Origin of the sequence: Chitinophaga silvisoli (assembly GCF_003412465.1) — a bacterium.
Taxonomy (GTDB): Bacteria; Bacteroidota; Bacteroidia; order Chitinophagales; family Chitinophagaceae; genus Chitinophaga; species Chitinophaga silvisoli.
On the sequence record NZ_QTJV01000006.1, the window covers coordinates 372,163 to 398,268 of the forward strand.

At 44.3% G+C, this 26,106-nt stretch carries 26 protein-coding genes; 14 read left to right on the forward strand and 12 right to left on the reverse strand.

Annotation, left to right across the window (positions count from 1 at the left end):
- Nucleotides 1–152 precede the first annotated feature (152 nt).
- Complete coding sequence (locus DXN04_RS17065) at nt 153–713, forward strand: Crp/Fnr family transcriptional regulator (RefSeq protein WP_116854595.1); 561 nt, start codon at nt 153–155, stop codon at nt 711–713.
- 274 nt (nt 714–987) lie between these two features.
- Nucleotides 988–1,314, forward strand: coding sequence for a DMT family transporter (locus DXN04_RS17070; protein WP_116854596.1), 327 nt, complete (start codon nt 988–990; stop codon nt 1,312–1,314).
- 21 nt (nt 1,315–1,335) lie between these two features.
- Here DXN04_RS17070 and DXN04_RS17075 read toward each other — a convergent pair whose 3' ends face one another.
- Both DXN04_RS17075 and DXN04_RS17080 read right to left on the reverse strand, forming a co-directional pair.
- Entirely contained in the window at nt 1,336–1,836 is a 501-nt protein-coding gene (locus DXN04_RS17075) for a GNAT family N-acetyltransferase (RefSeq protein ID WP_116854597.1), read from the reverse strand.
- Nucleotides 1,837–1,927: 91 nt separating this feature from the next.
- Complete coding sequence (locus DXN04_RS17080) at nt 1,928–2,359, reverse strand: MarR family winged helix-turn-helix transcriptional regulator (RefSeq protein ID WP_116854598.1); 432 nt, start codon at nt 2,357–2,359, stop codon at nt 1,928–1,930.
- A 306-nt stretch (nt 2,360–2,665) separates the two neighbouring features.
- Between DXN04_RS17080 and DXN04_RS17085 the strand changes: the two genes are divergently transcribed.
- Nucleotides 2,666–3,205 (forward strand): hypothetical protein, encoded by a 540-nt coding sequence (locus DXN04_RS17085; protein ID WP_116854599.1) that lies wholly within the window; start codon nt 2,666–2,668, stop codon nt 3,203–3,205.
- 184 nt (nt 3,206–3,389) lie between these two features.
- On the opposite strand, the gene DXN04_RS17090 is transcribed toward DXN04_RS17085, so the two are convergent.
- Together DXN04_RS17090 and dinB are read right to left on the reverse strand one after the other, a co-directional pair.
- Nucleotides 3,390–6,320: a DNA polymerase III subunit alpha gene (locus DXN04_RS17090; RefSeq protein WP_116854600.1), complete on the reverse strand. Its 2,931-nt coding sequence runs from the start codon at nt 6,318–6,320 to the stop codon at nt 3,390–3,392.
- 200 nt (nt 6,321–6,520) lie between these two features.
- Nucleotides 6,521–7,666, reverse strand: coding sequence for a DNA polymerase IV (gene dinB, locus DXN04_RS17095; RefSeq protein ID WP_116854601.1), 1,146 nt, complete (start codon nt 7,664–7,666; stop codon nt 6,521–6,523).
- A 472-nt stretch (nt 7,667–8,138) separates the two neighbouring features.
- Between dinB and DXN04_RS17100 the strand changes: the two genes are divergently transcribed.
- From DXN04_RS17100 to DXN04_RS17125, 5 genes are all read left to right on the forward strand, one after another.
- Nucleotides 8,139–9,572, forward strand: coding sequence for a hypothetical protein (locus tag DXN04_RS17100; RefSeq protein ID WP_116854602.1), 1,434 nt, complete (start codon nt 8,139–8,141; stop codon nt 9,570–9,572).
- 108 nt (nt 9,573–9,680) lie between these two features.
- Nucleotides 9,681–9,863: a DUF6934 family protein gene (locus tag DXN04_RS35810; protein WP_116854603.1), complete on the forward strand. Its 183-nt coding sequence runs from the start codon at nt 9,681–9,683 to the stop codon at nt 9,861–9,863.
- A gap of 71 nt (nt 9,864–9,934) precedes the next feature.
- Nucleotides 9,935–10,132, forward strand: a complete 198-nt coding sequence (locus DXN04_RS17110) for a hypothetical protein (RefSeq protein ID WP_116854604.1) — start codon at nt 9,935–9,937, stop codon at nt 10,130–10,132.
- Between the two features lie 217 nt (nt 10,133–10,349).
- Nucleotides 10,350–10,949 (forward strand): tetratricopeptide repeat protein, encoded by a 600-nt coding sequence (locus tag DXN04_RS17115; RefSeq protein WP_158569060.1) that lies wholly within the window; start codon nt 10,350–10,352, stop codon nt 10,947–10,949.
- Nucleotides 10,950–12,140: 1,191 nt separating this feature from the next.
- On the forward strand, nt 12,141–13,370 hold the full coding sequence (locus DXN04_RS17125) for an AAA family ATPase (protein ID WP_116854607.1): 1,230 nt from the start codon (nt 12,141–12,143) through the stop codon (nt 13,368–13,370).
- Between the two features lie 7 nt (nt 13,371–13,377).
- On the opposite strand, the gene DXN04_RS17130 is transcribed toward DXN04_RS17125, so the two are convergent.
- The 3 genes from DXN04_RS17130 to DXN04_RS17145 form a co-directional block, all read right to left on the reverse strand.
- A complete protein-coding gene (locus tag DXN04_RS17130) occupies nt 13,378–13,818 on the reverse strand; it encodes a carboxymuconolactone decarboxylase family protein (protein ID WP_116854608.1) in 441 nt (146 codons plus the stop codon).
- Nucleotides 13,819–14,263: 445 nt separating this feature from the next.
- Nucleotides 14,264–14,575 carry an L-rhamnose mutarotase gene (gene rhaM, locus DXN04_RS17140; RefSeq protein WP_116854610.1) on the reverse strand — a complete coding sequence of 104 codons (312 nt, stop codon included), beginning with the start codon at nt 14,573–14,575 and terminating at the stop codon, nt 14,264–14,266.
- Between the two features lie 423 nt (nt 14,576–14,998).
- On the reverse strand, nt 14,999–15,568 hold the full coding sequence (locus tag DXN04_RS17145) for a LutC/YkgG family protein (RefSeq protein ID WP_116854611.1): 570 nt from the start codon (nt 15,566–15,568) through the stop codon (nt 14,999–15,001).
- A gap of 87 nt (nt 15,569–15,655) precedes the next feature.
- On the opposite strand from DXN04_RS17145, the gene DXN04_RS17150 reads away from it, so the two are divergent.
- The 3 genes from DXN04_RS17150 (at nt 15,656) to DXN04_RS17165 (ending at nt 18,120) form a co-directional block, all read left to right on the forward strand.
- Nucleotides 15,656–15,892 (forward strand): hypothetical protein, encoded by a 237-nt coding sequence (locus DXN04_RS17150; RefSeq protein ID WP_116854612.1) that lies wholly within the window; start codon nt 15,656–15,658, stop codon nt 15,890–15,892.
- A 325-nt stretch (nt 15,893–16,217) separates the two neighbouring features.
- Nucleotides 16,218–17,534: an amidohydrolase gene (locus DXN04_RS17160; protein ID WP_233525615.1), complete on the forward strand. Its 1,317-nt coding sequence runs from the start codon at nt 16,218–16,220 to the stop codon at nt 17,532–17,534.
- A 76-nt stretch (nt 17,535–17,610) separates the two neighbouring features.
- Nucleotides 17,611–18,120 carry a hypothetical protein gene (locus DXN04_RS17165; RefSeq protein ID WP_116854615.1) on the forward strand — a complete coding sequence of 170 codons (510 nt, stop codon included), beginning with the start codon at nt 17,611–17,613 and terminating at the stop codon, nt 18,118–18,120.
- Nucleotides 18,121–18,417: 297 nt separating this feature from the next.
- Here DXN04_RS17165 and DXN04_RS17170 read toward each other — a convergent pair whose 3' ends face one another.
- Nucleotides 18,418–19,407 carry a 2-hydroxyacid dehydrogenase gene (locus DXN04_RS17170; RefSeq protein WP_116854616.1) on the reverse strand — a complete coding sequence of 330 codons (990 nt, stop codon included), beginning with the start codon at nt 19,405–19,407 and terminating at the stop codon, nt 18,418–18,420.
- A 254-nt stretch (nt 19,408–19,661) separates the two neighbouring features.
- On the opposite strand from DXN04_RS17170, the gene DXN04_RS35625 reads away from it, so the two are divergent.
- The gene (locus DXN04_RS35625; RefSeq protein WP_262512478.1) at nt 19,662–19,793 is read left to right on the forward strand and encodes a hypothetical protein; all 132 of its coding nucleotides are present in this window, start codon (nt 19,662–19,664) and stop codon (nt 19,791–19,793) included.
- Nucleotides 19,794–19,811: 18 nt separating this feature from the next.
- Nucleotides 19,812–20,036 (forward strand): SusD/RagB family nutrient-binding outer membrane lipoprotein, encoded by a 225-nt coding sequence (locus DXN04_RS17175; protein ID WP_158569061.1) that lies wholly within the window; start codon nt 19,812–19,814, stop codon nt 20,034–20,036.
- 90 nt (nt 20,037–20,126) lie between these two features.
- Here DXN04_RS17175 and DXN04_RS17180 read toward each other — a convergent pair whose 3' ends face one another.
- The gene (locus DXN04_RS17180) at nt 20,127–21,167 is read right to left on the reverse strand and encodes a baeRF3 domain-containing protein (RefSeq protein ID WP_116854618.1); all 1,041 of its coding nucleotides are present in this window, start codon (nt 21,165–21,167) and stop codon (nt 20,127–20,129) included.
- A 246-nt stretch (nt 21,168–21,413) separates the two neighbouring features.
- On the opposite strand from DXN04_RS17180, the gene DXN04_RS17185 reads away from it, so the two are divergent.
- Complete coding sequence (locus DXN04_RS17185) at nt 21,414–22,457, forward strand: XAC2610-related protein (RefSeq protein ID WP_116854619.1); 1,044 nt, start codon at nt 21,414–21,416, stop codon at nt 22,455–22,457.
- 114 nt (nt 22,458–22,571) lie between these two features.
- On the opposite strand, the gene DXN04_RS17190 is transcribed toward DXN04_RS17185, so the two are convergent.
- Genes DXN04_RS17190 through DXN04_RS17200 form a run of 3 tightly spaced genes read right to left on the reverse strand, consistent with a single transcriptional unit; the run spans nt 22,572 to nt 26,104 of the window.
- Nucleotides 22,572–23,951 carry a lactate utilization protein B gene (locus tag DXN04_RS17190; RefSeq protein ID WP_116854620.1) on the reverse strand — a complete coding sequence of 460 codons (1,380 nt, stop codon included), beginning with the start codon at nt 23,949–23,951 and terminating at the stop codon, nt 22,572–22,574.
- A gap of 19 nt (nt 23,952–23,970) precedes the next feature.
- Complete coding sequence (locus DXN04_RS17195) at nt 23,971–24,708, reverse strand: (Fe-S)-binding protein (RefSeq protein ID WP_116854621.1); 738 nt, start codon at nt 24,706–24,708, stop codon at nt 23,971–23,973.
- A gap of 22 nt (nt 24,709–24,730) precedes the next feature.
- Complete coding sequence (locus DXN04_RS17200) at nt 24,731–26,104, reverse strand: FGGY-family carbohydrate kinase (RefSeq protein ID WP_116854622.1); 1,374 nt, start codon at nt 26,102–26,104, stop codon at nt 24,731–24,733.
- Between the last annotated feature and the right edge of the window lie 2 nt (nt 26,105–26,106).

Here is a 26,106-nt window from a genome sequence, read left to right on the forward strand (position 1 = left end):
TGGAGATTTTTAGGAGGTAATGGAGGGTCCAGGGTGGAAATAGTGAATAGTCCAGAGAATAATTATTTTTGCTGCATTAAGACTTTGATTTTTTACTTCATCTTTTACTTTAAAAACCTTGTTTTTAAGTACTCTTTTGATTTTGCATTAGTATGCTTCTGAATGACATCATCAACCGGATTCATCCAATACCTGGGCCGGCGGTCGAAAAACTGCTGGACATAGCGGAAGTCGTGTCTTTTCCAAAATATCACCTGCTCTTCAGGGCTGATAAAATAGATCATAACCTGTATTTTATTAAAAAAGGAATCGTACGTGCCTTTACCGAAAAAGAGGATACAAGTATTACCTTCTTCTTTGGCATGGAAGGCGATCCTGTATTATCAATGAAAAGCTATGTAAGCAGGGAGAAAAGTTATGAGGATATTGAGCTGTTGGAAGACAGTGAGTTTTATCAGTTTGATGGTGCAGCGCTGGAGGCCTTGTACAATCAAGATTTGTATATAGCTAACTGGGGACGCAAACTGGCGGAAATAGAATTAGCAAAGACAGAAGAAAGGCTGATAGCAAGGCAGTTCAGGACAGCAGCAGAGCGGTATTCGGATTTGATGCAGGATATGCCGGAATTGCTGAGGAGGGTGTCGTTGGGACATATAGCGAGTTACCTGGGGATTACACAGGTGAGTTTGAGCAGGATCAGGACGAAGCAGTAGCGGTTTAGGGCTAAGATAGGGCAGGTATGGATTTTCCTTTATTGTGTATATATTGATCTTACAAACTATAAAGGTATTTTTTCTACTGATTCAGCAAGAATTTTAATAATCCCACCTGTAGAGTTAGTTTTAATTCCATGACGTGTTCCTCTCCTCCTGCCCATCATTGCAAACTTAAAACTTCCTCTCCATACCCTTGCATTTTCAATCCACCCATTTCATTTTTTATCATTTGTATAAATTATTCTCCTCTTCTATTCAGACCTTTGCCCCCATGAATTGGATTTTATTAGTGCTTGCGGGCTTCTTAGAAACAGCATTCACCTTCTGCTTAGGCAAGGCCCAGGATGCTGATGGTTCCAACGCCTACGGCTGGTACACAGCTTTAGTTATTGCCATGGCATTCAGTCTCGGCTTGCTGATGAAAGCAGCACAAACCATTCCTATCGGTACAGCCTATACGGTTTGGACCGGGATCGGGACAGTATGTACGGTATTAGTAGGCATCTTTGTATTCAAAGATCCTGTAAATACATGGCGGATTATTTTTATCAGCCTGTTGATCGGGTCTATTATAGGATTGAAAGTGGTGGGAGAATGATCCAAGATCCGGATCATTCTTTTACAGGGCGAGATCGAATCTTAATTCGGTCAAGGGCTTATCGAAAGCGATCGAAAACTTTTCTTCAGTTTGCGTAAAGCCATATCTTGTATAGAGGGAAATAGCGGTAGCTTGTTCAGTAGTCGTCCAGAGATACGTGTTTTTACACCCAGAGGCCTTTGCATATTTTATAAATTCACTCATCAGGTGCTTGCCTAGTCCGATCCCCCTGTACTTAGGCTGAAAGATAAAATACCGGAACTGGATATCACTATCTCTATGAAATCCTACCAGTGAGCCAATGATTTTCCCTTCATGTTCACAGATCCAGACTTTGTCTTTTGCAGGATTATATTGGTGCGCGAATTCGCCTAAGCCATCTAATACATAACCTTCAAAGTTTATTCCGTATCCCATTTCTTTTGCATAGAGGGTTGCATGCATGTAGGCAAGGAAACTCAGGTCGCCTGGCTGGAGTTCGTTTCTGATGGAGATGTCGGCTAGCGTGATGCTGGTGTTCATGATTCCTCTGTGTTGATTGTGTTATTGTTATTATTTAGCTTGTCTTGTCGGCTACCTTTTAGATGTGCGCTTGTAGATTAGCCTTTATGATTTAAAGGTTGCCTTGCAATATTTTCCTGATGGCCTGCATGTGCGCGACCAATTCTTCCTGTTGTTTTGTATTCAAATGATTGACCAGGCCTCCGATCTGTTGCTCCGTTGCCCGCGTCAATTCCTGGAACAAGTCCTCCCCTGCCTTCGTCAGCGACAACACCACTGCCCTTCCATCCTGTTCGGATGCCTTCCTGGCAATTAGCTGATCTTTTTCCAGTTTCTTCAGGATCCTGCTCAGATAACTCTTATCTATATCCATTGCGGCCATAATCTGCGATGCCTGCGCCTCGCCTGCCGTATGGATTTCATACATAATCCTGACTTCTGACAATGAATAGTCGCTATTAAGCAAATGCTTATTCAACAGACCAATCAGGTCTGTATAGAAACGGTTAAATGCGCGTATTTCCTGGATGGTTTTTGTGGACATAACAAGGCAAAGATAATAAATTTAGTGGACTTTGTCCACTAAATTGCCAAATTTCTCCAAATTATCTCTTTTAGTATCCTTCTGTTATTGGATACCTTCTTCCTGGCAATAATCAGACTATAATACTATAACTATATTACTTGATCACTATAAGTACATCATAAGGTCATCTTTATATCAATTGGATATTGAGGTGCCCTTATAATGTACTTATAGTGAAGTATTAATACTCAATTAGCATTAATGTTCAACCAAATTCCGACACTATGCATTACCATTGCTTTATAACTCCAAAAATCTATTGTTATGGCTCTTGTAAAAGACAATATACTTCTCCGGCTCGTCCGCGGTAGCCTCGGCGATCAAATCACCATTTACGAAAGAAACGGCCAGATTATAATGGCTAAAAAACGCGGGCGATCCAATAAAAAACCAAGCGAAAAACAGCTGGAAGCCCGTTATAAGATGATTGTAGCTGCTGCTTATGCAAAGGAAATCCTGAAAGATCCCGAGCTTAAAGCCTACTATAAGTCCCAGGCCGGCCCAGGCCAGAACGCCTATAATATGGCGATTAAAGACGCTTACAACTCTCCTGAAATTCAAAATATCCGATTCGAAGACACAACAGTCGTAGTGAAGGCTAAAGATGAATTCAGGGTAGCAGCTGTAGCAATTCGCGTGCTTGATGCAGCCGGTACCATCCTGGAACGGGGAGCGGCAGTCTTAGGCAGGAATGGCGTGGACTGGTATTATAAAGCCGGTAGTTTGCCAGCTGGAGGGAAATTGATTGTAGTAGCAGTGGATCTGCCAGGGAATGAAACTGTAAAAACACTTAGTCTGGAATAAATACTGCTTGTTTTAATGAATTATTTGTTTAGGTAAACCGGCTCCGCCGCCTGGTTTCGGATGACTGTTTTCATTATATCCACCTGGTTTCGGATGGCTGTTTTCATTATATCCACCTGGTTCCGGATGGCTGTTTTCCTTATAACTATTATTATATCACCTGCATTAATAATAATACCTTTAATTACCCTACCGGCTTCAGTCCTACCTTCTCCATCTCCCCCACCATCACACTATACACCCCAAACTCCTCTATCACCCTCCCTTTCAACCTATAAAATCCCCTCCCCTGAAACGGCCACTTCCTCGCTGCCTCCGGAAAATGTACCGTATCCAGCCAGTCCCCTGCCGCATCCAAAAACGTCCCAAAATGCATCAACTCCCGCTTCTCCCTCGTCATCGTCTCCTTCGTACACACCAGATACCCTAATACAAGCACCTCCTTCCCCAACAAGCCCGGCAACTCCTTTGCCAAGGGATACCTTCCCAAATCGTCATCCACCAACTCAAACACGTTCCCTATCGGAAACCCCATCATCTCCATCTCCTTCATCATATCCTCCCTGTCATTATCCGGCAACATCGGCAACTCAAACGACACCGGCTCTTCCGCAAACAACGCCTGCCGCTCCGGCACATGATCCTCCATATGCACCTGCAAAAAGTTCCCCTCCCACAACAACTGCTTCTTCGTCCTCCCCGTAAACCGAAACGCCCCTACTTTGATCAATAAATTCAACTGCTCTATCCCCACCTCCGTACGCTCTATAAAATCCTGCAAATGCAAATAGGCCCCATTCCGCACCCGCTCCGCTAACAGCTTCTCCACAAATTGCTGCTCCAGATGCTGCACATGAATAAACCCCACAAACACCTTCCCCTCCTTCAAATCCGTCAGGTACTCACTATTATTCACACAAGGTGCCTGCACATCCGCACCCGCCTTCTTCAACTGCTGAAAATATAACTCCCTCGAATAGAACCCACCAAAATTGTTAATCACTGCCACCATAAACTCAACCGGATAATAGGTTTTCAAATACAAGCTCTGGTAACTCTCCACTGCAAAACTCGCCGAATGCGCCTTGCTAAACGAATACCCCCCGAAACTTTCAATCTGTCTCCACACCTCTCTCGCCACCTTCTCAGGATGGCCCCGCTCCTCGCAGTTCCGGAAGAACTGCTGCTCCAGTCGCTTCATCTCCTTATTCCCCCTGTACTTCCCACTCATCGCACGCCGCAATATATCGGCCTCCCCCATATCCAAACCACCAAAATAATGCGCCACCTTAATCACATCTTCCTGGTATACCATCACTCCATACGTCTCCTCCAGCAACTCCTTCATCACCGGATGCAGGTATTCAAACTTCTCCGGATTGTGAAAGCGCCAGATATACTGCTGCATCATCCCCGAACTGCCCACACCCGGACGGATAATCGAAGATGCCGCTACCAGCGTCAGGTAGTCATCACAGCGTAACTTCCGCAGCACACCTCTCATTGAAGGACTCTCAATATAAAAACACCCAATTGTATCTGCACTCCGGATCTGCGCAGCCACCTTCGGATCCTTCTTGAATTTTTCCACCTGGTGAATATCAAGATCTACCTGATGATGCTCACGCACCAGTTCTATTGTATCCTTAATATGCCCAAGTCCCCGCTGACTGAGTATATCCAGTTTAAACAATCCCACATTCTCCGCCACAAACATATCTATCTGTGTAGTCGGAAAACCTTTGGGCGGCATCTCCAATGCTGTATACTGCGCGATAGGCAGTTCACTGATCAGCATACCACCGGGATGTATACTCACATGATTCGGGAAATCTTTGATCAGATCACCAAAACGTATGATCTGCCTGTGATTGTTGTCATTCGTATTATACTCCCCCCTTGACAAACGATCGATCTCCGCCTTTGGCAGTCCATACACTTTTCCCAACTCCCGCACAATCGCCCTCCGCTGGAAAGTCGTATGCATTCCCAAAAGCGCCACATGATCTTTGCCATACCGCTTTAAGATATAATCAATGATTTCATCCCTGTCCTTCCAGGAAAAATCAATATCAAAATCAGGTGGCGAAGTACGATATGGATTCAGGAAACGTTCAAAATACAGATCCAGTTGTATCGGATCCACATCCGTTATCTGCAGACAATAAGCCACGATAGAATTTGCACCACTGCCACGCCCCACGTAAAAGAACCTACGATCCCGGGCATAGCGAAGTACATCCCAGGCAATGAGAAAGTATGCATTAAACTGCAGGTCATTGATGATCTTCAGTTCTTTCAACATGCGTTCATGGGCCTGTTTATTCCTGCTGCCATAACGATAATGTAGTCCATCCATGGCAAGCTTCTCCAGCAGAATACGGTCATCCTCTTTGCTGGCGGTGAATGCCTGTTTATTTTTATCAACTTTAAAATCCATTTGAATCTCACAGCATTCCATGACACGAAGTGTATTCGTTACGATCTGCGGGTATTGCTTAAACTGCTCCATGATAGTAGTCATCGGCATGAAATATTCATGAATGGCAGCTTTGTGTTTGTCCTCCTGTTTGCTTAATACGATGTTCTTGTCGATGGCTCTTAGCAGACGGTGTACGCTGTAAAAAGTACGGTCCTGGAAAGTAACGGGTTGCCGGACTACGAACTTTGTACTATAGGCTGAGAGATCAATGCCAAAGAGTTTATTGACTTCGGTAGGTTGTACACCGATAAGCTCATTGAGACTAAGCTGAGCCGGAGCCGCCATGCCAAGGGCATATACAACCCAGACACTATCGTCCATGACGGGCCTGGCGGGGAAAGGTTTTTTGGCTTGCAGGTGTTCAGTCAGGAATCGATTGATGTGGAGAAAACCGGTATTATTTTTTGCAAGTAATAAATAACAAAAGTGATCACCATTGCGGATTTCTGTGCCAAGTACAGGATGGATGCCGGCGCTGTGGCAGTATTGAACGAAGTCCCAGGCATCGGCAGTATTGTTGATGTTGGTAATAGCGAGACTGCTGGCACCGGCATCAGTGCCGGCGGCTACGAGTTGCTCAGTGGAGAAGGTGCCGTAGCGATAGGAGAAAAATGTTTTACAGTTTAGGTACATAAAATTGCTGATCGAATTTTGAGGGATGGGGTAACGGCAATCGATAATTTAGATAAATTATATGTTTTTGTGTTTTTAAAGAGTGGTAAATGGTGATTGTTGATTCAAATAATGCTTTTATTTTACTATTGGTGTGTTGTTGCTGTTGTTGTTGTTTTGGCAGAGCGTTGTTTTTATTGACAGCGTTCATTCCCCTGTCATTACAAGGCCCTCGCTCTAATGACCGCCCCGGCCCCAAACTGTCGCTTAATACTATCTATAGCCTGATACAACTGTATCATCTCCTTCGTATCATCAAACAAGCTAATCTGATAATTCCCCGGTACCAAATCAGAAAACCGTATCCCTACCAGCCTTACTAACATCCTCCTGTCATACAACTTATCAAACAATTCCTTAGCTGTCCTTAACAATACATGATCCGAAGACGTATAAGGAATAGACACCTGTTTCGTCACAGTGTCAAAATTCGCGTACCGTAATTTCACCGTCACACAGCCCGTCACTTTATTCTGCTGCCGCAATTCAAAACCAATTTTCTCCGTCATCCTCACGAGCTCTCTATTCAAAAAAGCAATATCAATTGTATCATTATTAAAAGTCTCCTGTGTCGAGATGCTCTTCTGTTCCGAATAAGGCACCACCGGTGTCTCATCAATCCCATTTGCGCGTCTTGACAACTCCAGTCCATTTTTCCCGAACCTGGCACCTAATAAACTTGCCGGTATTTCAGACAATGTCCGGATCGTATTCACGCCCATTTCTCTCAATAAAGTCGCCGTCTTGTTTCCAATCATTGGCATTTTCTCAATTGCCAGTGGTGCGAGATAAGACTTCTCCGCTCCAAGGGGAATAATCGTCTGCCCATCCGGCTTTACTTCATTCGTTGCAATCTTACTAATCAGCTTATTTGATGCCAGCGCATAGGTAACAGGCAGTCCTGTTTCTTTATAGATCCTCGCTTTAAGTTCTTTACTGAATTTCGGCGTGTTATAAAACTTATCCATTCCCGTTAGATCGGTATAAAACTCATCGATCGACGCTTTCTCAAACATCGGTACGGCATCGGCAATCACCTCTGTCACCAGGCGGGAATACCGGCTATAGTCTTCATGATCACCTTTAATAACGGTTGCATGCGGACATAGGTACAATGCTGTTCGCATGGGCATAGCAGCGTGTACACCAAAAGCACGGGCTTCGTAACTACAGGCGGCTACTACACCCCGTTCCCCACCTCCTACAATGAGGGGCTTTCCTTTGAACGCACTGTTCTTCAGACATTCAACAGATACAAAAAATGCATCCAGATCCAGATGCACAATGGATCGCTCATTTAGTTTCATAACTTCTCTGTTTAAAGTAAGTCGGCACTGCAATATTACTAATATATTTAGCAGTAAAATCTAAATAAATTAGTATTTTTGGTGAAAACACAAAATTTCTTAAAACAAGCCATGGCAAAGGGTTATAGCAGTTTAAGATATTTGAAAAATATAGCTGATCAACTATTTTTTTTCAGTGAAAATAGACTTATGAAAATGAGAATTTAAAGCTTTTTTACGCTTGTTTTTTATACAGGATTTGGAAACGAAAATGAGGGGTTAAAGAATTCAATGGAATCTCTTTGCACTGAATTTAAGATGATGGAAAGAGGTGTTGAACTCATTAAACAAAATTCCCGGTATTGAATTTAAACGATGAAAATGCGGCTTGTAGTTTCACTCAATTACCGTATAAGAATATAAAACCACCATTGAACATTTCCACCCATCCCCGCGTTATTAAAACCAACTCAAACAATTTAATCCCTCAAATATGAAACGTACGACCACAATCATCAGACTGCTCATGCTGTCGACCATTATCTATTTTGTTTCTCAGTGTAACAATCCCACATCAAAAGAGACACAACGGGCAGTGATTATTCCGGTACCACTCCCGAAGGTAGTACCTGGGTTCAGTTTCCCTGAAGACTCCAACCAGGTTTACGCCTGGCTTTCGCCTTATGACTCCACCCACGTATACCAACATGCATGGGGTATCTGGGCCGGTCTCACTGCAAATTCAGGACAATCATACCAGGGCGATAGTCTGCTGGTATACCAAACCTGGTTAGGCCTCGGAGAAATTCAGTCCTTAGTAGAAAAAGGGGCGGCACTCACACAAGGGCAGGAACTGACGAAAACAAGCCTTACGCCGCTGACGATTCCACGTCAGTTACAACATGCTGCATTCTTCAAAGCTCTTCGTTTAGGACAAACCATTGACACGAGTGCAGGATCTGATTTCGGCACTAATTTCTGGGTAGCGGTCTCCTACAATAATCCTGCGGTGAAACATGTGCTCAAACATGAATTACTGAAACAATCAGTGCTGGACAGCTACCTGAAAAAAGACGCAATTGGGGTGATTCCGCCATTTCCCAATGATGCGATTACAATTAAACCCACATATTATGTAGGGCATGCCACCGATTCACTGATCCGTATTCCTGCATGGATGGGTACTCCATCTCCGGCCAGGGCTTATGATCCGAGTGTATGGCATAGTTATATCTATGCGGATGTAAAGAATCGTCAACCGGCAGGAAAGCACCTGGTCATAGATACCTCCGCCAATCCGACACCGGAGCAGATTGCGGCGGCGACCTGCAATGTCAGCGATTTTATCAGCATCAAAATGGATGCTGCGATGGCGCACTATTTTAATAAAGAACAATCCGGCGTGCAGGGTGATACGGCAAAAGCAGGTGATCTTGCGCTGCTGGTAGCCATGCACGTGACATCGAAGGAGATTAGCAACTGGACCTGGCAGACATTCTACTGGGCACCGAATCCGGAGACGCCACAGGATCCGAGTTCCGCGCTGGCGGCCATGTTAAGACCCGGACAATTATCTCATGCCGCGGCGCATTATGCATTGTCTACCGCGTATGTGGAAGTCTTGCCGAACCAGCCGATAATGGGGGGTACCAATACAGGAGTGAGTACGATGATCGGGTATAATCCTTATCTGGAAGCAACGTTTGATCCTTCAACTTTTGGATTTAAGAACAGGTTGAGTCCTGCATTGACATTTGGCTGCCAGACAAACTGTATGAGTTGTCATGCGATGGCGAATGTGCAGAATCCGAATTTGTATTCTACAGATCAGTATATATCCATGAATGATAGTGTATTTATTAATAAAGTTCAGTTGGATTTCGCGTGGTCAATACAATCGGCGATAATACAGGATCTGAAAAAGTAGTGAGTAGTCAGTAGAATCCCGTGGAACTGAGGTTTCACGGGATTTTTAGTTTTGAAAAATGAACAAAATGAACAGGATAAAACCGGGGGGAAAGATGTAGATTAGGATATGGAAAGGGAGAAGCATACCTATAAAGCCAATAAAACCTTTGCCAGCTTTGAGTTTGAAAGCATGGGACCTAAGGGTGTAATAAAGAAATTAATTGAATACAAAAAGATAGGCCTATTGGATGATGGTACTCCAGTATTCAATTTGAGCTTTGGAGATCAGCGGATAATGCTTTATTCATGAAATAAAGAGGTATTTGTAAAGCCGATAAAAAGAGAAAATAAAAGTTATTTAAAACCGTAAATTTGTTTAAAATGAAAGATATGGATTCGAACTCTTCAAAAAAGCTGAATGAGAGAAATAAATCTGAAAAAGGTGTGGAAACTGTAAAAGCGGTGCAAATTTCTTCATTTACAGATAAGAATAATTTCTTTGCGAATCATTTTGAAAAAGCAAAGGCAATGTGGAAGAAACAACAACCTTTCCCATTGGAATTATTGAAATTAAATTAACCATTTCAATATTTACTTTCAAGAGGGTGTATATAAAGTAAAATTCCCGGATTTAATTCTGCTAACTGACGGAGAGAATTTTGTTTTGATAATTCCCAATGTGTTCAAATTACTTTAAGTTCTTATGTTTGAAGAAAGAAGCATGGTTTCGGGAGGAAATGTAACTTTAATTACAACATCTCTGATACACCCTCTTCTATTTCCCAAATCCCAATTAATGACCTACGCCCAACAGCACCGCAATTTCCTGAAAGGCTACCATCTGGCCTTTAAACTGCGGGGAAGAAAAAAAGACTGGCCAGCTATTCTCGAACTCTGGCAGACCGCTGCCGCTCAGGGACACAAAAGAGCTCAATTCTACCTTGCCTCCCTTTACGACAATGGTTGGGGAATACCGCAGGACATTTCCCAGGCATTTAACTGGTATATGAAAGCCGCCGAACAGGGGCACATGGAGTCCATGTTCAATATAGGTGTCTTTTATTATAAGGGCGAAGTAGTGGAGCAGAATTATAAGACTGCTGTGCGATGGTATACCCGCTCGGCTATTAAAGGAGATTATAGGGCGCAGCATTCATTAGGAGTTTGCTATTTTTATGGAGAAGGGGTGAAAAAAAATGACAAGAATGCGGTGTTTTGGTATAAGAAGGCGGCCAAAGCCGGGTTTTTAAATTCGATTTTCAACTTGGGGCTTTGTTATAAATTCGGGGACGGGGTGCCGCAGTCACATCGCTGGGCAAAATATTATTTCCAGAAAGCGGCAGAAAAGGGGCATAAAAGGGCTTTGGGGCAGTTAAGGAGGCATTATGGGGAATAGCGGGAGAAAATGCTTCAATGAGCAGAGAAATCCCAAAAAACAACCCACTATCAAGCTATCAAAAAATATTATTTGGGGCCGAATACAAATGTGTGTCTAACTTTCGCCTAGCCTTACAATTCTTACACTTTATAACGATCCGGATATCATCCTGCGCTTCTTGCAGGACGATGAACATACATTCCCCAACATCTTCAACACGTAACTCCAACACTGTGCTATTTTGCCTACAAAATACCCGGGCAGAAAGAAGAAGTGAAAGATTATCAGCACCGCCTTTGCGGTAGTATGGAAGCGCCGTGCTCAATTCAATCATGGCAGCGCTATTATAATCATTCCTGTATATCAGCGTCCCTACGACGGCTGAAATGGGGCAATAAAAGGACTTTTCACAGCACATATAAATGACCTGATGCGTCAACAGGGAAAGCAGGAGTTTGCTGCGGCGCTGAAACGACCGGCAGGGAATGCACGGAATGCGATATTTATGGTGAGGCACAATGAAAGAACTATAAAGAGAATGGGAATGCGGATATTAAGTTGCCATCCCCGGAGATAAGGTTTTGTAATTCGCCGGTAAACCTGGTTTTTACTTGTGAAGACGAATATACAGCATACTATACGTCGTATCCTGATTACTTAAGCTGCAGTGCTGGTTAGCTCTTTCAGATAAGCAATTGAGATAAACTTGGTATACCTTTTAAATTCTATAGCACCAGCAGATGATAGCTTAAGAACGGTGGTATATAATGAAGTATTGATGTATAAGAAAGGCATCTACCTGTAGTAGCATCCGTAAGGGGGAGCAGCAAATGCAGGTAACAGGCGATGTGGATTTTATGAGCAATGCAAAGTAATTGGCGGGTAATATACAGAAGGGACTTTACGTTTTTTGATGAACCGGTTCAATTCGGATAAGGAGTTTCCGGTGGATGTCTAAAAGGTATTGCCGCATGATGACCAGTTAAGGGTGTCTGCGGCGGGCTAAATATGATTAAAGGGATTTTGCCGGGGGGATAGCGGTAATTGTTAGCGCTAATCCGGAGAGAAAACAAAAACGATAATGACACAGAAAATGCCACTTTGATAAGTAACGTTTCTTAATGATAATCAATAACTTGTGAGGTAAAAATATTTTCGAAACCGCATTTTTTCTGGTACCTTGGTGATAGACTAGTTAAAGAATAGCAAATGCAACAATTAAAGATCAGAAACTTTGGGCCACTGCATGAAGTGGAATTAATAGTTAAGGATTACATGATTTTTATTGGGCCGCAGGCGAGTGGAAAGAGTACTATTTTAAAGCTCCTTTATATTTTCAGATCATTGCGGGAAGAGGTTTTCAGAACGGTGGCGGATATAGTGGAGGGCATAAATACGGATCCTCTTCCGGAGCTAAAATTGAAGGAGCACATCATTAATAAATTTAAGAGTTTCTGGAATAGTCATACACGTTATGGGGAGTTTTTTTTGAAGTATGATTATGGTAATGACAAGGTTGTAACTATTTACCAGAGTGGGAAGAAGATTAATGTAGCGTTCAGTGAAAAACTGGAGCAGGATATCAGGAATATTTTTGTGGGTCTGCGGACTTATATCACGGAGCGGTATAAGAATGCTACGCAGGAGCATAAGGCAAAGTATTATGCGGAGCTGGACAGGCATATTTATTTTTTGTTTGACAGGGAGAAGATCCCTATTTATATTCCTGCAGCAAGGGTAATGGCCTATGGAGTATTTGGACGTTATCTGAACCGGCGGCTAGACAATACGATAAAGATTTTTATCCAGCAGATAGCGGAGATGCGGCCATTGTATTATCAGGATCTGGAGGAGATGGTAAACGGGATGCGGGCATATGAATTCAGGGATAGGGATAGTATTGATATGGCGATGGTGCTGATCAGGAAGATCCTGAGAGGGGATTATGTGTATGAAGAAAATAATGAGCGGATCAAGCTGGAGAAAAAGGCGTATATCGAGATGCCTTTTGCATCGACCGGTCAGCAGGAGGCTTTGTGGTTAATGTTGCAGTTATTTACGACGATGCTGAGTAGTGGGGAGTATTTTATTATAATAGATGAGCCGGAGGCGCATTTGTATCCGCTGGCGCAGAAATATATGATGGAGTTGATTGCGTTGGTAGCGAACTATGCGGAGAATGAGATTGTGATGGCTACGAATAGTCCGACGGTATTGAAGTCGGTGAATAACCAGGTGTATGCAAAGAAAAAGAATACAGAGGTGGTTCATCCGAAGTACAGGTTGGATGGTAAGATATTGGGAGCATATATCCTGGAGAAAAAGGGCCTGAGAAGTATAGTGGATACCAAAAAAGGAATGATCATGCAGCATGAGTTGGATAGTGTTGGGGATATGTTGGATAATGAGCTGAGGATTATGGAGGAAAGGGAGAATTAAATCTCCCTCAGATCTGCGGTTTCCAGTGCAGCGCTACACCCAGCCGGTTCCAGCTATTGATGGCAAGTATACTCATCATCATCTGGGCGGTAGTTTCTTCACCAAATAAGGTGATGGCTTTGGCGTAAAGATCTGCGGTCAGGCCTTGTTGGTGAATAAGTGTCATCTGTTCAGTTAATTCAAGGATGACTTGTTCTTCTTCAGAGAATAGGTGTTTGGCTTCTTTCCATACGGCAATTAAGTTGAGGCGCCAGGCGGCTTCACCGTATTTAAGGGCCAGCTCTGCGTGCATGTGAAGGCAGAAGGCGCAGCCATTGAGTTGAGATGCACGGATTTTAATTAGTTCTTTTTGGAGGGGGGTAATTTTCAGATCGCCGCTTGCTTTTTCAAGTCCACGGATGGCATCGTATATTTCGGGAAATAGCTTGGTGATGTCCAGTCTTTGCATTGTTTTTTTTATCAAAAATAGGAGAATGAGGGGTGGGTTGGATAGTCCAGATGGGGGAATGGGAATAGTCCAGGCAGGGTGATAAAGAGAAGGATGAAGAGTAAAGGTACTGGGATGGAAAAGTTCAGGATGGTTGATGGGGAGAGTCTGGGGGTGGTGGGGAGAGAGTTCAGGATGGTTGATGGGGAAAGTCTGGGGGTGGTGATGGAGAGAGTCCCAGGATGGCTGATGGGGAAAGTCTGGGAGGGTGATGGAGAGAGTCCAGGATGGTTGATGGGGAAAGTCTGGGGGGTTGATGGAGTGAGTCCCAGGATGGTTGATGGGGAAAGTCTGGGGGGGTGATGGGGAGAGGGATGGATGGTATTTTTACCAGGATAAAATATTTCGGCTTAGTCCCTAGAAAGATGATGGACAGCTCAGAAAATGAGATTAAAATATTCTTAACCTAATCCATATGAAAAACGGCGGTCAGGGGAACAGTGACTGGAGAATGATCGGGATTAGTCTCCATGATATCTGCCATGTAAGCCCACCAGCGTTGAACGATTTCAGTGGTACCGAGTTCCTGTGAAGATTGATCACCGGATTGTTGTTGAACGGCGAATAAGGTATTAGTGGCTTCGTCAAAGAAAATGGTGTAGTCGGTAATGCCGTTCGCTTGCAGGAGTTGTTTAAGTTCCGGCCAGATGGCAGCGTGGCGGCGTTGGTATTCTTCTTTGTACCCGGGTTTGAGGTACATTTTGAAAGCGATTTTCATGTGTGGCAAGGTGGGTTAAAGTTAAAGTATGCAGGCAATGTAACCTGCATACGGTGATTTTTAAATCTATAAATATTTTAGGTTGCCAGGGTCTGGCTTATTAATATTGTTTGTGATTTGTATTTATTGTTTGTTGATTCGTGTTGCCGGTTTGCTGATTCGTATTGTCTGTTATCTGGATCGGTTGGCTGTTATTCCCATCAATTTTCTGTTACTCATATCGATTTTCTGCTATTCGCATCGATTGTCAATTACCCGCATCAATTTTCTGTTACCGGTACCGCTTGTTGGTTATCCATATCGCTTTTGGGTTATCCGTATCTGGTTGCCTGATGGTTATTCGTACCGGTTGTCTGATGGTTATTCGCTTTGCTGCCTGTTAAAGTCTTAACCTATCCTTCATTATCTTCCTACTCCACATTTCTAATCCATCAGGAACACCGTCAGGCTCTTCGCACCATGTGCGCCCAGAACCAATGATTGCTCGATATCTGCTGTCTTGGAAGGGCCCGCAATGAACACTCCAAAACCAGCATCCGGACCTCCTATTTTGCGATATGCATCGTGCATAGTAGGCAGAATCTCCGTACTTTTCAAAACAATTGCCAGGTGTTGTGCAATGAACGGTAATGCTCTTACCTGTAATTCATCATCAGTCACCCAAACCGCTCCGTTTTCCGCCACTCCCAAATGCCCCTGTATAATCGCGAGATCCACCTTCTCCAGTTGACGACCGTCCCCTTCCTGCCAGTTTTGCAAGCCATCGGGATAAAATTCAGGATGAGTAGTTACTACCGATGGGTATTCTTTGATCAGGGGCAGCATATCTGCATAGCTTTTAATAGCTATTACCTGCCCGCCCAGGAACTCCACCACTTTTGTAAATGCAGCTGGATCACCGGCCTCATTATGATAGAACTGTTCCAGTTCAGGAAGGGACTGATGGTCAGGCTGGTTCTTTTTTACAGCGGATAAGATGCTTTCTCTACTCATGGTTTGTTATTGAATTACACTGCAAAATACGGGCAGAAAATAAAATAATAAAGAAATCGGAAAATAAGTTTATATAAAAGCGATGTGATGATTAGTTTATGTGTCAATAAAGTACCTAAATACCTTCAGGAAGATGATTTGCCGGATCATGTGACAGAGCGGGATGATTTAAACGATAATACGCTGCGACATCCCGAAGTGAATGAGAATTATTCTTTTTCGGACATTGGGCAAGAAGAATACGATGGACAACGATATGATTTGGTACAAAAGCTACGTGATGCAGGCCTGGTGATCAATTCACTAAATAATCTATATTTTTAATTTTAAAGCACTTTTGCCATAAACAAAAGTGCTTTTTTATATTCCACACGAAAAGGAATATTACCAGCCGCAAAGTGCCGCTGTATTATACTCCCTACTACAAGAAAAGGTCTTTTATTATTCGTAAAGTACCTTCTTGCTCCTCTCTCACATAATGTTTTATTATAGCCCGCAGAATAGCTTTTTTTTACGCACCCCTCCACGAAAAGGTTTTTCCCCTCCCGTATACTACAAAACCAAATTAATTGTACTTTGTACACTATCACCAAATCTAAACGTCTAATTTAATTGTACTTTGTACAATCTCACCAAATCTATGCTACCCATGAAAAGATGCTTAATCCTGCTGGCCTTTGCCCCCACGCTCTCTATGGCCCAAACCAATCTCGACAAATCCGTGGCCTCCATTAAAGACTCTGTCGTTACCTGGCGCAGGGCCATTCATCAACATCCTGAGCTATCTAACAGGGAATTTAAAACATCGGCATTCGTAGCCGCACACCTGAAAAAACTCGGCCTTGAAGTACATACCGGTGTGGGCAAAACCGGCGTTGTCGCCATTCTTAAAGGTGGTAAACCAGGCCCTGTCGTGGCACTCCGTGCCGATATGGATGCGCTTCCAGTATATGAGCGGGCCAACCTCCCTTTTAAATCGCTGGATTCAGCTGAATATCTCGGCCAAAAGGTGCCTGTAATGCATGCCTGTGGTCATGACTCTCATATCGCAATTCTGCTCGGTACTGCCGATGTGCTGACAGCGATGAAGAAAGATGTGCCGGGTACGGTAAAATTCATTTTCCAGCCTGCAGAGGAAGGTGCCCCTGCTCCTGAGGAAGGTGGTGCCCCTCTAATGATCAAAGAGGGCGTGATGGACAATCCGAAGGTAGATGCCATCTTTGGTCTTCATATTAATTCCCAGACACCGATAGGTATGGTGAAATATAAACCCGGTGCGGAGATGGCATCCAGCGATTGGTTTACCATCAAAGTGAAGGGCAAACAAACGCATGGCTCACAACCCTGGAATGGTATCGACCCGATTGTGGTGGCTTCACAAATCATCCAGGGCTTCCAGACGATCGTGAGCCGTCAGGCAGAACTGACGAAGGGGCCGGTTGTGATCACTGTAGGCAAAATTAATAGTGGTGTAAGAAGTAATATTATTCCGGAAGAATTGACAATGGAAGGAACGGTTCGTACATTTGACAACAAAATGCTGGAGCAGGTACATGAGAAAATGAAACTCACTGCGACCAAGATAGCAGAAGCCTCTGGTGCAACTGCCGATGTAGTGATTGAGAATAAAACGAAAGTGACCTACAATGATCCTGAACTGGTTAAACTCATGGTTCCTTCTATAGAAGCCGCAGCCGGGAAAGAGAATGTAAATGAAACTGAGTGGACAACGGGGGCTGAAGATTTTTCATTTTATGGAGATAAAGCGCCGGCGTTTTTCTTTTTCCTTGGGGGTATGCCCGCTGGTGCGGATCCTGCAAAAGTAGCGGCCCACCATACGCCGGATTTCTATATTGATGATTCAAAGCTGGATGTGGGGGTGAAGGTGTTTTGCCAGTTGGTATTTGATTATGCGAAAAAGAAGCCGGAGTATAAAATGAAGAATAGTACGCCGGGGGCCATGTAAGTACTTGGTATTCCAGTTTAAAAAGAAGGATTAATAAATTCCATTAGCCCGGTTCAATGTAAACATTCTATACTATATGAAACAATTTCTGGCTACCGCCATCCTGCTCATTAGCGCGTTTTTTGTAAGAGCGCAGAGCGGCCCACAATTTCCCGAACTGGTTGCAAAAGAAGATTATGCAAAAGCTGAACCCATGTTTTTGCAAGCTGTTGAATGGCTGAATGAAACAGACCTTGATCAGCAACTGGAATTACGGCAACGTACTAACGCCTTTGTTTTTTCCTGGTTAAATGGATCGCCTACTGTAAAGATGGTGATTGGTGAAGGCATCATGAAACTCGTGAAGGATAATCCATCACTGGCATTTATTTACTTCGGGAATTATTGTAAGTTCTGCATTAATAACCCCGACAATAAATACGCATGGGATGCCGCTAGTGCCGGATTAAAAGCGGTAGCGAGGGTGTATAAAAAGGGTGTGGGAGTTAAGAAAACGAAGATGCTGACAAAGTTGGCTGAGGCAGTGGATACGGGTAAATTGGAAGAGTGGATGGAGGAGAATTTGAAGAAAGATAGCCTGAGGTAGAGCCTCAAATTTTATATGTTAGAAGTCAAATTTTTATTAAAATTAGAATTTGAATGTTCTTAGTAAGCATTCGGATTTTATTATTTAGGATTCGAAATAATACTGGTTATGATGTAAATTTCTGTTAGTTAAGATTCGAATTCAACTAATAATTAAATTTTAAACCCTTTGTTAGTCAGGATTTAATTTTTAAAATAAGCTATGATTTTTCCCAAATATAAATATCGACTTCCATCAATTAAAAAGCCGTCTCTTTAAGGAGACGGCTTTTTACTCAAACATCTACACCGATATTATTTACCCCAATTCATTCCCCCCTTTCTCTCCTTTCACAAAACAATCTAAGTTGTACATCGTCGTTGCTGCTATATTCTTTAATGCGGTGTCAGTAAGAAATGCCTGATGGCTTGTGATCAATACATTCGCAAACGTAATCAGCCTGGAGATCACGTCATCCTGCACAATATCACTTGAATGATCCTCAAAAAACAATCCCCTTTCCTCTTCATACACATCCAGTCCCAGATACCCAATCTGCCCCGACTTCAAGCCCTCTGTCACATCCAGTGTATTGATCAGCCTACCACGGCTCGTATTTATCAGCATTACCCCTTTCTTCATCATGGCAATGCTTTGTTTATTTACTATATATTCCGTTTCCGGTGTCAATGGCGCATGCAGTGATATAATATCTGATTCCCTGCACAATTCATCGATACTTACGTATGTAGCTTCATATGCCTTGGCCCATTCATTATCAGGATAACGATCAAAGGCAACAATCTTACACCCAAAGCCCCGCATGATCTGTCCCACTATTTTTCCAATCTTACCCATACCAATGATGCCCACTGTCTTGCCATGCAAATCAAAACCTGTCAGGCCATCCAGGGAGAAATTAAGATCCCTGATGCGGTTGTGTGCCCTTACCAACTTTCTGTTAAGTGCCAGGATTAAGGCCACGGTATGCTCGGCTACGGCGTAGGGCGAATACTCAGGTACGCGCGCGATACGCATTCCCAGTTTATGCGCAACCTGTATGTCCACATGATTGAAACCTGCGGAACGCAACGCTATATACTTCACGCCCAATGCCGCGAGTTTTTCTAATACCGGCGCTGAACCATCGTCGTTGACAAAGATGCAAACAGCTTCACAACCTGCTGCCAGGGGTGCTGTTGCAAATGAAAGTGCTGGTTCCAGCAATATTAATTCATGCTGGTCCCCGGCTGCCTGTAACAAAAATTCCCTTTCAAATTTATGTGTACTATAAAAGGCGGTCTTCATGTAGTTCAAAGTTATTCAAACAATAGTATTTATTTCGATGATAACGGCTATTATACCGCGTGACTAAGATCATAAAAATTTAGCAATCTGCTGTGAAGAATTTCTGATTCAGAGTGGCTACTTCTGGGGTAAAATTGCCCGAATTTTATTATTACTTATGCTGAGACGGAATTGTTGTCTGCAGAAGTAGCTGTAAGAGGCTGGATGGTGAGTGTTCAGCAACGGTGCATTATGCGAATAATGTGACGGCAGCAATGAAGTCATTGGTCATCCTTAATTCTTCTGAGGCTACGATTTCTGCAGCTATCGCGCTGGTATATACGACAACGCATCCATTGCATGTGAGTTCCAGCACTGCTGCTCTGAAGCAGATCAATGAGCAGTAACAGATAACGAAAGAAGCCTTGTTCAATCATATTGAGGCGTGGATTGACCGGAAGCGGTCCGGGTACCTGGAGCTCACACCGGTGGTGTATAGTAACAATTTTGCGAATGGAACAATTTCGAAAAGGATTCCATATCAGTCAGGCGAGAAGACTGCGAATGTTACGAACTATGATGCGGCTGTAGCCTTGCTGGGTGGTGGGGATAATTATACTTCCAGGATGTGGTGGGATGTGGCGCAATGATGTTTAAAATAATATTTAAAAAGAGGCAGCAGGAACATTATTCCGGCTGCCTCATGTTTAACCCAATGGAAACAGATCTGGACAAGCATCTTAATAACGCGTGATCAATGCGATATGTTTATGATCTTCCAGTACTCCCTCTTTCACGAAAATAATCTCCCCATTCTTATCGATCACAGCCCGCATAGCATCCTCCACCGCATCGATGGTATGGCTGGCTTCGGGACTTTTTGTTCTTAAGCGGCCGGTCAGCTCATCGGTAAAGTCAGCCGAGTTAAAATCTTTTTCTACCAGCAGTTTACTCCCTCTCCCATCTTTAGCCGCGTTCAGCACATCACGGATGCCATCTACAACCTGGGCATGATTGTCTTCCAATTCACGTATGGCCTGCTGATCCCGCATGTCAATAAACGAGCGTACGGCGGGCCAGGCTTTGTCTTCCAGGGTTTTTATAGGCACACTGGAAAAATTACCATGGATGGAAGCGGTGACATCCTTTTTATGGGTACTTACGTCTTCAAAGTAGCCTATATCTTTTGTAGGGCCTGTCAGGATCAATGGCTGACCATGGAGGTAGGCTTCCAGTAAGCGGTCTGCCGCCTTATAAAAGTTCTTTTGCCGAAGGCCGATGACGGTGGATTTATCCTTATCCCTTTCTCCTACCGTTGCCGGGCTATAATCATAGTCATTGTCAAAGTCTAAGGGGAAATTATTATCATTGATCATTTCCAGGCGATCCAATCTTCCGCGGTAAAGTTGTACCTTCTTTTCTTCGAGGTGAAGAACGAGGTAGTCAAAACCATATTGTTCCTGGTAAAGCAGTTCCCGCATCGCGAATTTCTCTCCCAGGCAGACTTTTGCCTGCACCGGGAATGAGAAGCGGAAAAGTTTATTATAATTCGGGGCTACATACAATCCAATGCCTTTGTCGACAGGACTGTAGGTATAATTATCCCTGAGTTCGTAGAATGCGTTAGTGAGTGTAGCGGCTTTATCGGGCCAGGCTGTTCGCAGGTGGTCAGCGGCTTCTTCAATGGATTGATTTACCAGTTGTAAGGCGGCTTTCCTGTCTTGTGCCCCATCAAGTGCTACTACTAACGAAATACAGGGAGGGGCTTCATGTTTTTGCATTACAACTAATTGGTCTGATAACATAATGTCAGCATTTAAAGGGTGATTGATATGGTGCTATAGGTCAACAAGGTATTGATACACAACGAACGTGCCGTGTGAGAGAGTGAAAGTTGGGAGCCGCCTGCCACGGATGAGGTACGGGATTAGGCTGTGACAGGCCGGATACAGGAAGTAGAAAGAAGGCTACAGAAGAACTTGCACACCTCGCTAAGTGTTCTTAGCTTTGTGAAGGAATTTATTGTCATGAAAAGATCTCCCCTTATTCTGGTACTATTGGCATGCAGCAATGCTTTTGCGCAGCACAACATTTCATTTAAGATTGATGGTTTCTCTAACAAATACTACGGGCTGGTGCAGGTTCACGATACGGCGGAGGTGTTTAAGGCGGGTACCGTAAAAGTGTTTGATAAGTCGACAAAGAAAGAGCTTTTTCATACCACCTCCGATGAGTTAACATTTGATTTCCATGATGGGCAGGTAAAGGCAAATATCATGGAGGCACCTTACGGAGAGCAGAGCCTGATCATTTATGAGGATTTCAACTTTGACGGGGTGAAAGATTTTGCGCTGATGGACGGGCAGAATAGTTGTTATCATGGGCCATCGTTTCAGATCTGGCTGGCACAGGGCGCTGGTTTTAAGCATAGTGAAGCGTTTACCCGATTGGCGCAGGAGTATTGCGGGATGTTTATCGTGAACCAAAAGGATAAGGTGCTGGAGACGATGACAAAAAGTGGGTGTTGCTGGCACCAGTTTTCAAGGTTCAAGGTGGAGAATGGGCAGTTGAAGACCTTGAGTGTGGAAGAGTCCAGTTTGAGTAATACAGAACCTTATTTTGAAGAGGTATCTCAGCAGACATGGGTGAATGGGAAAGAAGAGCAGACCTTGAAGCAGTATATGAATGAGCAGGCGGATACCCTGTTTTCGTTTACGCTGGCCAAGAATGGGAAACAGGTAGTTGTGTTTCATGCCGGGGGAGACAGTGAGTTTCTTTTTTATGTGTTGTGTCAGAAGGATGGAAGTGTAGAGTTTTCATATCCGGAGGTGGTGTATGATGAGAAGAAGCAGGAGAATGTGGCTGGAGTAATGAATTATAGTAGTGGGAAACTGGCGTTTAAGAACGAAGAAGCGAGTTATGAAGTGTATGACGAGGGGAATGGGAAGATTGGGGTGAGAGTACTGAGTGAAGGGAAGAGTTATGTCTTTGAGGGGGTCGCAGGAAGTGTGAAGGGAGGATTGGCAGGCTTGAAGGATGTGGAGAAAAAGAATTTGAGGAAGACGATGTAGGAAATGAGATGGGATTAAACGTTATTTTGTAAAAGACTTTAAAAATAAAATGTTTTAGACTGATAGTACCTTAAAAGGAAAACGCTTTGGCCTTATACCGGCCAAAGCGTTTTTTTATTGCTTGTTCTTTTTATACCAATCCGCGAATGATTCTTTGGGAGCCTCCGGCATCTCTCTTTGCTTATACCAGGGATTCATGCCATTGTTCACCACTCCGGGGAAGTGCCGCATTACCCAGCGCCCTACTCCACCGGCGGTTTTAAATACGGCGGGTCTTGTCAGGACCATATTCATCATCTGCATACTTGCTTTCTTGGAGGTCTTGGCATAGCCTTCCTGCACGATGACCTGTCTCCATTTATACAGCTGCTCATGGATATTGATTTTTACCGGGCACACATTTGAGCAGGAGCCGCAAAGTGTAGATGCAAATGGCAGGTCCGCATTCTCCTTCATATCAAGGTTAGGTGCGAGGATGGCTCCGATCGGGCCGGCTACGGCATTATGGTAACTATGACCACCGCTGCGGCGATACACCGGGCAGGTATTCATACATGCACCGCAACGAATACATTTCAGGGAGTTACGGAATTCTTCTCTACCTAATTGACGGCTACGACCATTGTCAACGAGTACAATATGAAGTTGCCGGCCGGCTCCTGGCTTCCGGAAATGGCTGCTGTAAGTGGTGATTGGCTGTCCGGTAGCACTGCGTGCCAGCAGGCGCAGGAATACCCCGAGGTGCCTGCGCTGCGGGATGATCTTTTCGATTCCCATGCAGGCAATATGTACATCTGCCAGGTGAGCCCCCATATCGGCATTGCCTTCATTGGTACATACCACCATCTCCCCTGTTTCGGCTACGGCGAAATTTACACCTGTAATCGCAACGCGGGACTGGATAAATTCCTTTCTCAGGTGAAGTCTTGCAGCGGCAGTGAGGAACTTGGGGTCTGCATTGCCGGCAGGGGTACCTAAGTGAATATGGAACAGGTCTCCGATTTCTTCCTTCTTTTTATGGATACAAGGCAGAACGATGTGGCTGGGAGGTTCCTTTGCCAACTGTACAATACGCTCGCCGAGGTCGGTATCAATCACTTCGATGCCATGTTCAGCGAGGAAAGGGTTCAGGTGACACTCTTCTGTGAGCATGGATTTACTTTTCACCATGCGCTGCACGCCTTGTTCCTTGAGGAGTTTTAAAACGATTTCGTTGTGCTCTTTCGCGTCAGCAGCCCAGTGTACGGTAGCTCCATTTAGTTGCGCATTGCGTTCAAATTCCAGCAGGTAATCGTGGAGATTACCGAGTACGTTGAATTTGATCCGCGAGGCAGTTTCACGGAGGTCTTCCCATTCGGGGAGTGACCAGGCCATTTTATCTCTTTTCTGACGCACCCACCAGAGGGTTTCGTCGTGCCAGTCTACTCTCGCTTCGTCTTTATTAAACACGTCCGCCAGTTCGGCGTGTTCTTTATGTGCAGTTGTTGGTTCCATTCAGATTCGTTTTGGTGTTTTAAAAAGCAGCATTCAGGATCTCTGCGATGTGCAGTACTTTAACCTTGCTCTGCTGTCTTTTGAGAATACCTTCCAGGTGCATGAGACAGCTTACGTCATTTCCTGTGATATATTCAGCACCATGTTTTTCGTGGTCGGCGACACGGTCTTTTCCCATTTTCACTGACACGGCTTCTTCGAATACGCAGAAGGTACCACCGAAACCACAGCACTCGTCTTTGCGGGAGAGTTCGATCAGTTCCAGGCCTTCGACCATCTGGAGCAGCTGTTGTGGTTTGGAATAAGGTGCGGCTACCAGCTCCGTCATCTGGGAGAGGTGCAGACCGCGCTGTCCGTGGCAGCTCTGGTGAATACCAACTTTATAAGGGAAACGGGCTGACAGGTGTTTGACCTGGAGAACGTCCGTTAAGAATTCAGATAATTCGTAGATGTGCTGTCGGATGTGGGTTGCAGCATCTTCTTTGTCATGCACGTGCAGGTGGTCTTTGATGTGTAGCGTACAGCTGCCCGAAGGAGATACGATGTAGTCAAAGTCTGCAAAGTTTTTGACAAATAGTTCATTGCAACCACCGGTGAGATGTTCGAAACCGGAGTTTGCCATGGGTTGTCCGCAACAGGTTTGTCCCTGCGGATATACAACCTCGCAGCCGAGTTTTTCCAGCAGGGATAATGTGGCGATGCCCACCTGCGGATAGAACTGGTCGATATAGCAAGGTATAAAGAGTCCTACTTTCATGTAAGTTCGTTTAGATAAGGCATTACCTGTAAGCCAATTCCCTGTTCACTGCATAATGCCTCATTTGAACCAGATCTCCGGGTAGGGCCTGGTTGTTCCAGTGCCGGTGGATAGCCAGCGCTGCTCCGATGGCCGTAGCTTGTGCTACGGAAGCTGCAAATACCTCCATTTGAGGGAATGCGGCTGCGAGCATGTGCATGTACACCGGGTTTTTACCAAAACCGCCGTCAACGAAAATGCGGCGCACTGCTGTACCTGTAGTAACGAGGGCAGTAGAGTGCTGCTGTTGTTCCATCAGGTCCATTATAAGCTGGTGATAAGCAATTTCGTAACTCGTGAAATCTGACAATGATCTATGAGCAAACCGGGAGGCCTGTAACAGGTCTTTTCCTGAGAGCGGTGCTTCCTTTACCGCTGTTGCCTGCAAATGAGCAAATATAGCGGGGTCAAAGGCGATTTGCTGGTAGTAATTTACCGGTGTTTGATAATATTCTGACAGTCTGCGTACCTGTTGTTCATGTTCGTTCCCGGCGAAGAGGCGGGCAGCTTTTACAGGGCGGCCCTGGTAAGTGAGGTAGCAGAGACAGTCTTGTCCAAGTTCTTCAGGGGTGAGGGCCTGGTTGTTGAAAGGGTTGAGGGTGATGCACCAGGTGCCGGTGCTGATGAGGATGAAAGGTTCCCGGAAGGATTCGAGATATGGAATGAGGGCCGCGGAGGAGTCGTGGAGGCCGGGCCCTATCTTAAAATTATTAATTTCGACTACTTCATCTCCCGGGAAAATTGCCGGTAATTTCTCCTCCAATCCTTCTTCCTTCACCCAGGGATGATATTGTTTATGTGCAAAATCCCACAGCATGGTATGACAACCAATACTGGTAATATCTGTCATCATCTTTCCTGATACCAGGTAGCTGACATACTGTGGCAAATGCAATGCATAACGGATTTGTTTGAACAATGCCGGTTGTTGTTCTTTGATGCGATACAATTGTAAGCCGGAATTCAGGCTGCCTAATGCGGGAGAAGCGGTTTCACTGCAAATCTGCTGCTGACCTCCGTATTTATTATAAAAAGCATCCTGTAAGGAGCCGGGGTACGATTTGAGATAGTTGTACAGAGGAGCAATCACTTCGCCCTGCTCATTGAGGTATACGAAGCTGGCACCATAGGTACTAAAGTTCATTGCTTTGACGTGGAAAGCAGGCTGGGTAGTCAGTTCCTGCAGACTATCCTTCACCCATTGTGTGAGCAGGTGGATGTCTTCACAGTTATCACCATCTTCGTCCTTTGTTTCCGGGAAGCTTAGGCCTCTTTCGTAGACGATATGGTACTGTTCATTGATAAGAAACAACTTTTTGTTGGTCTTACCGATATCTAAAATAGCAATACAATTCATAG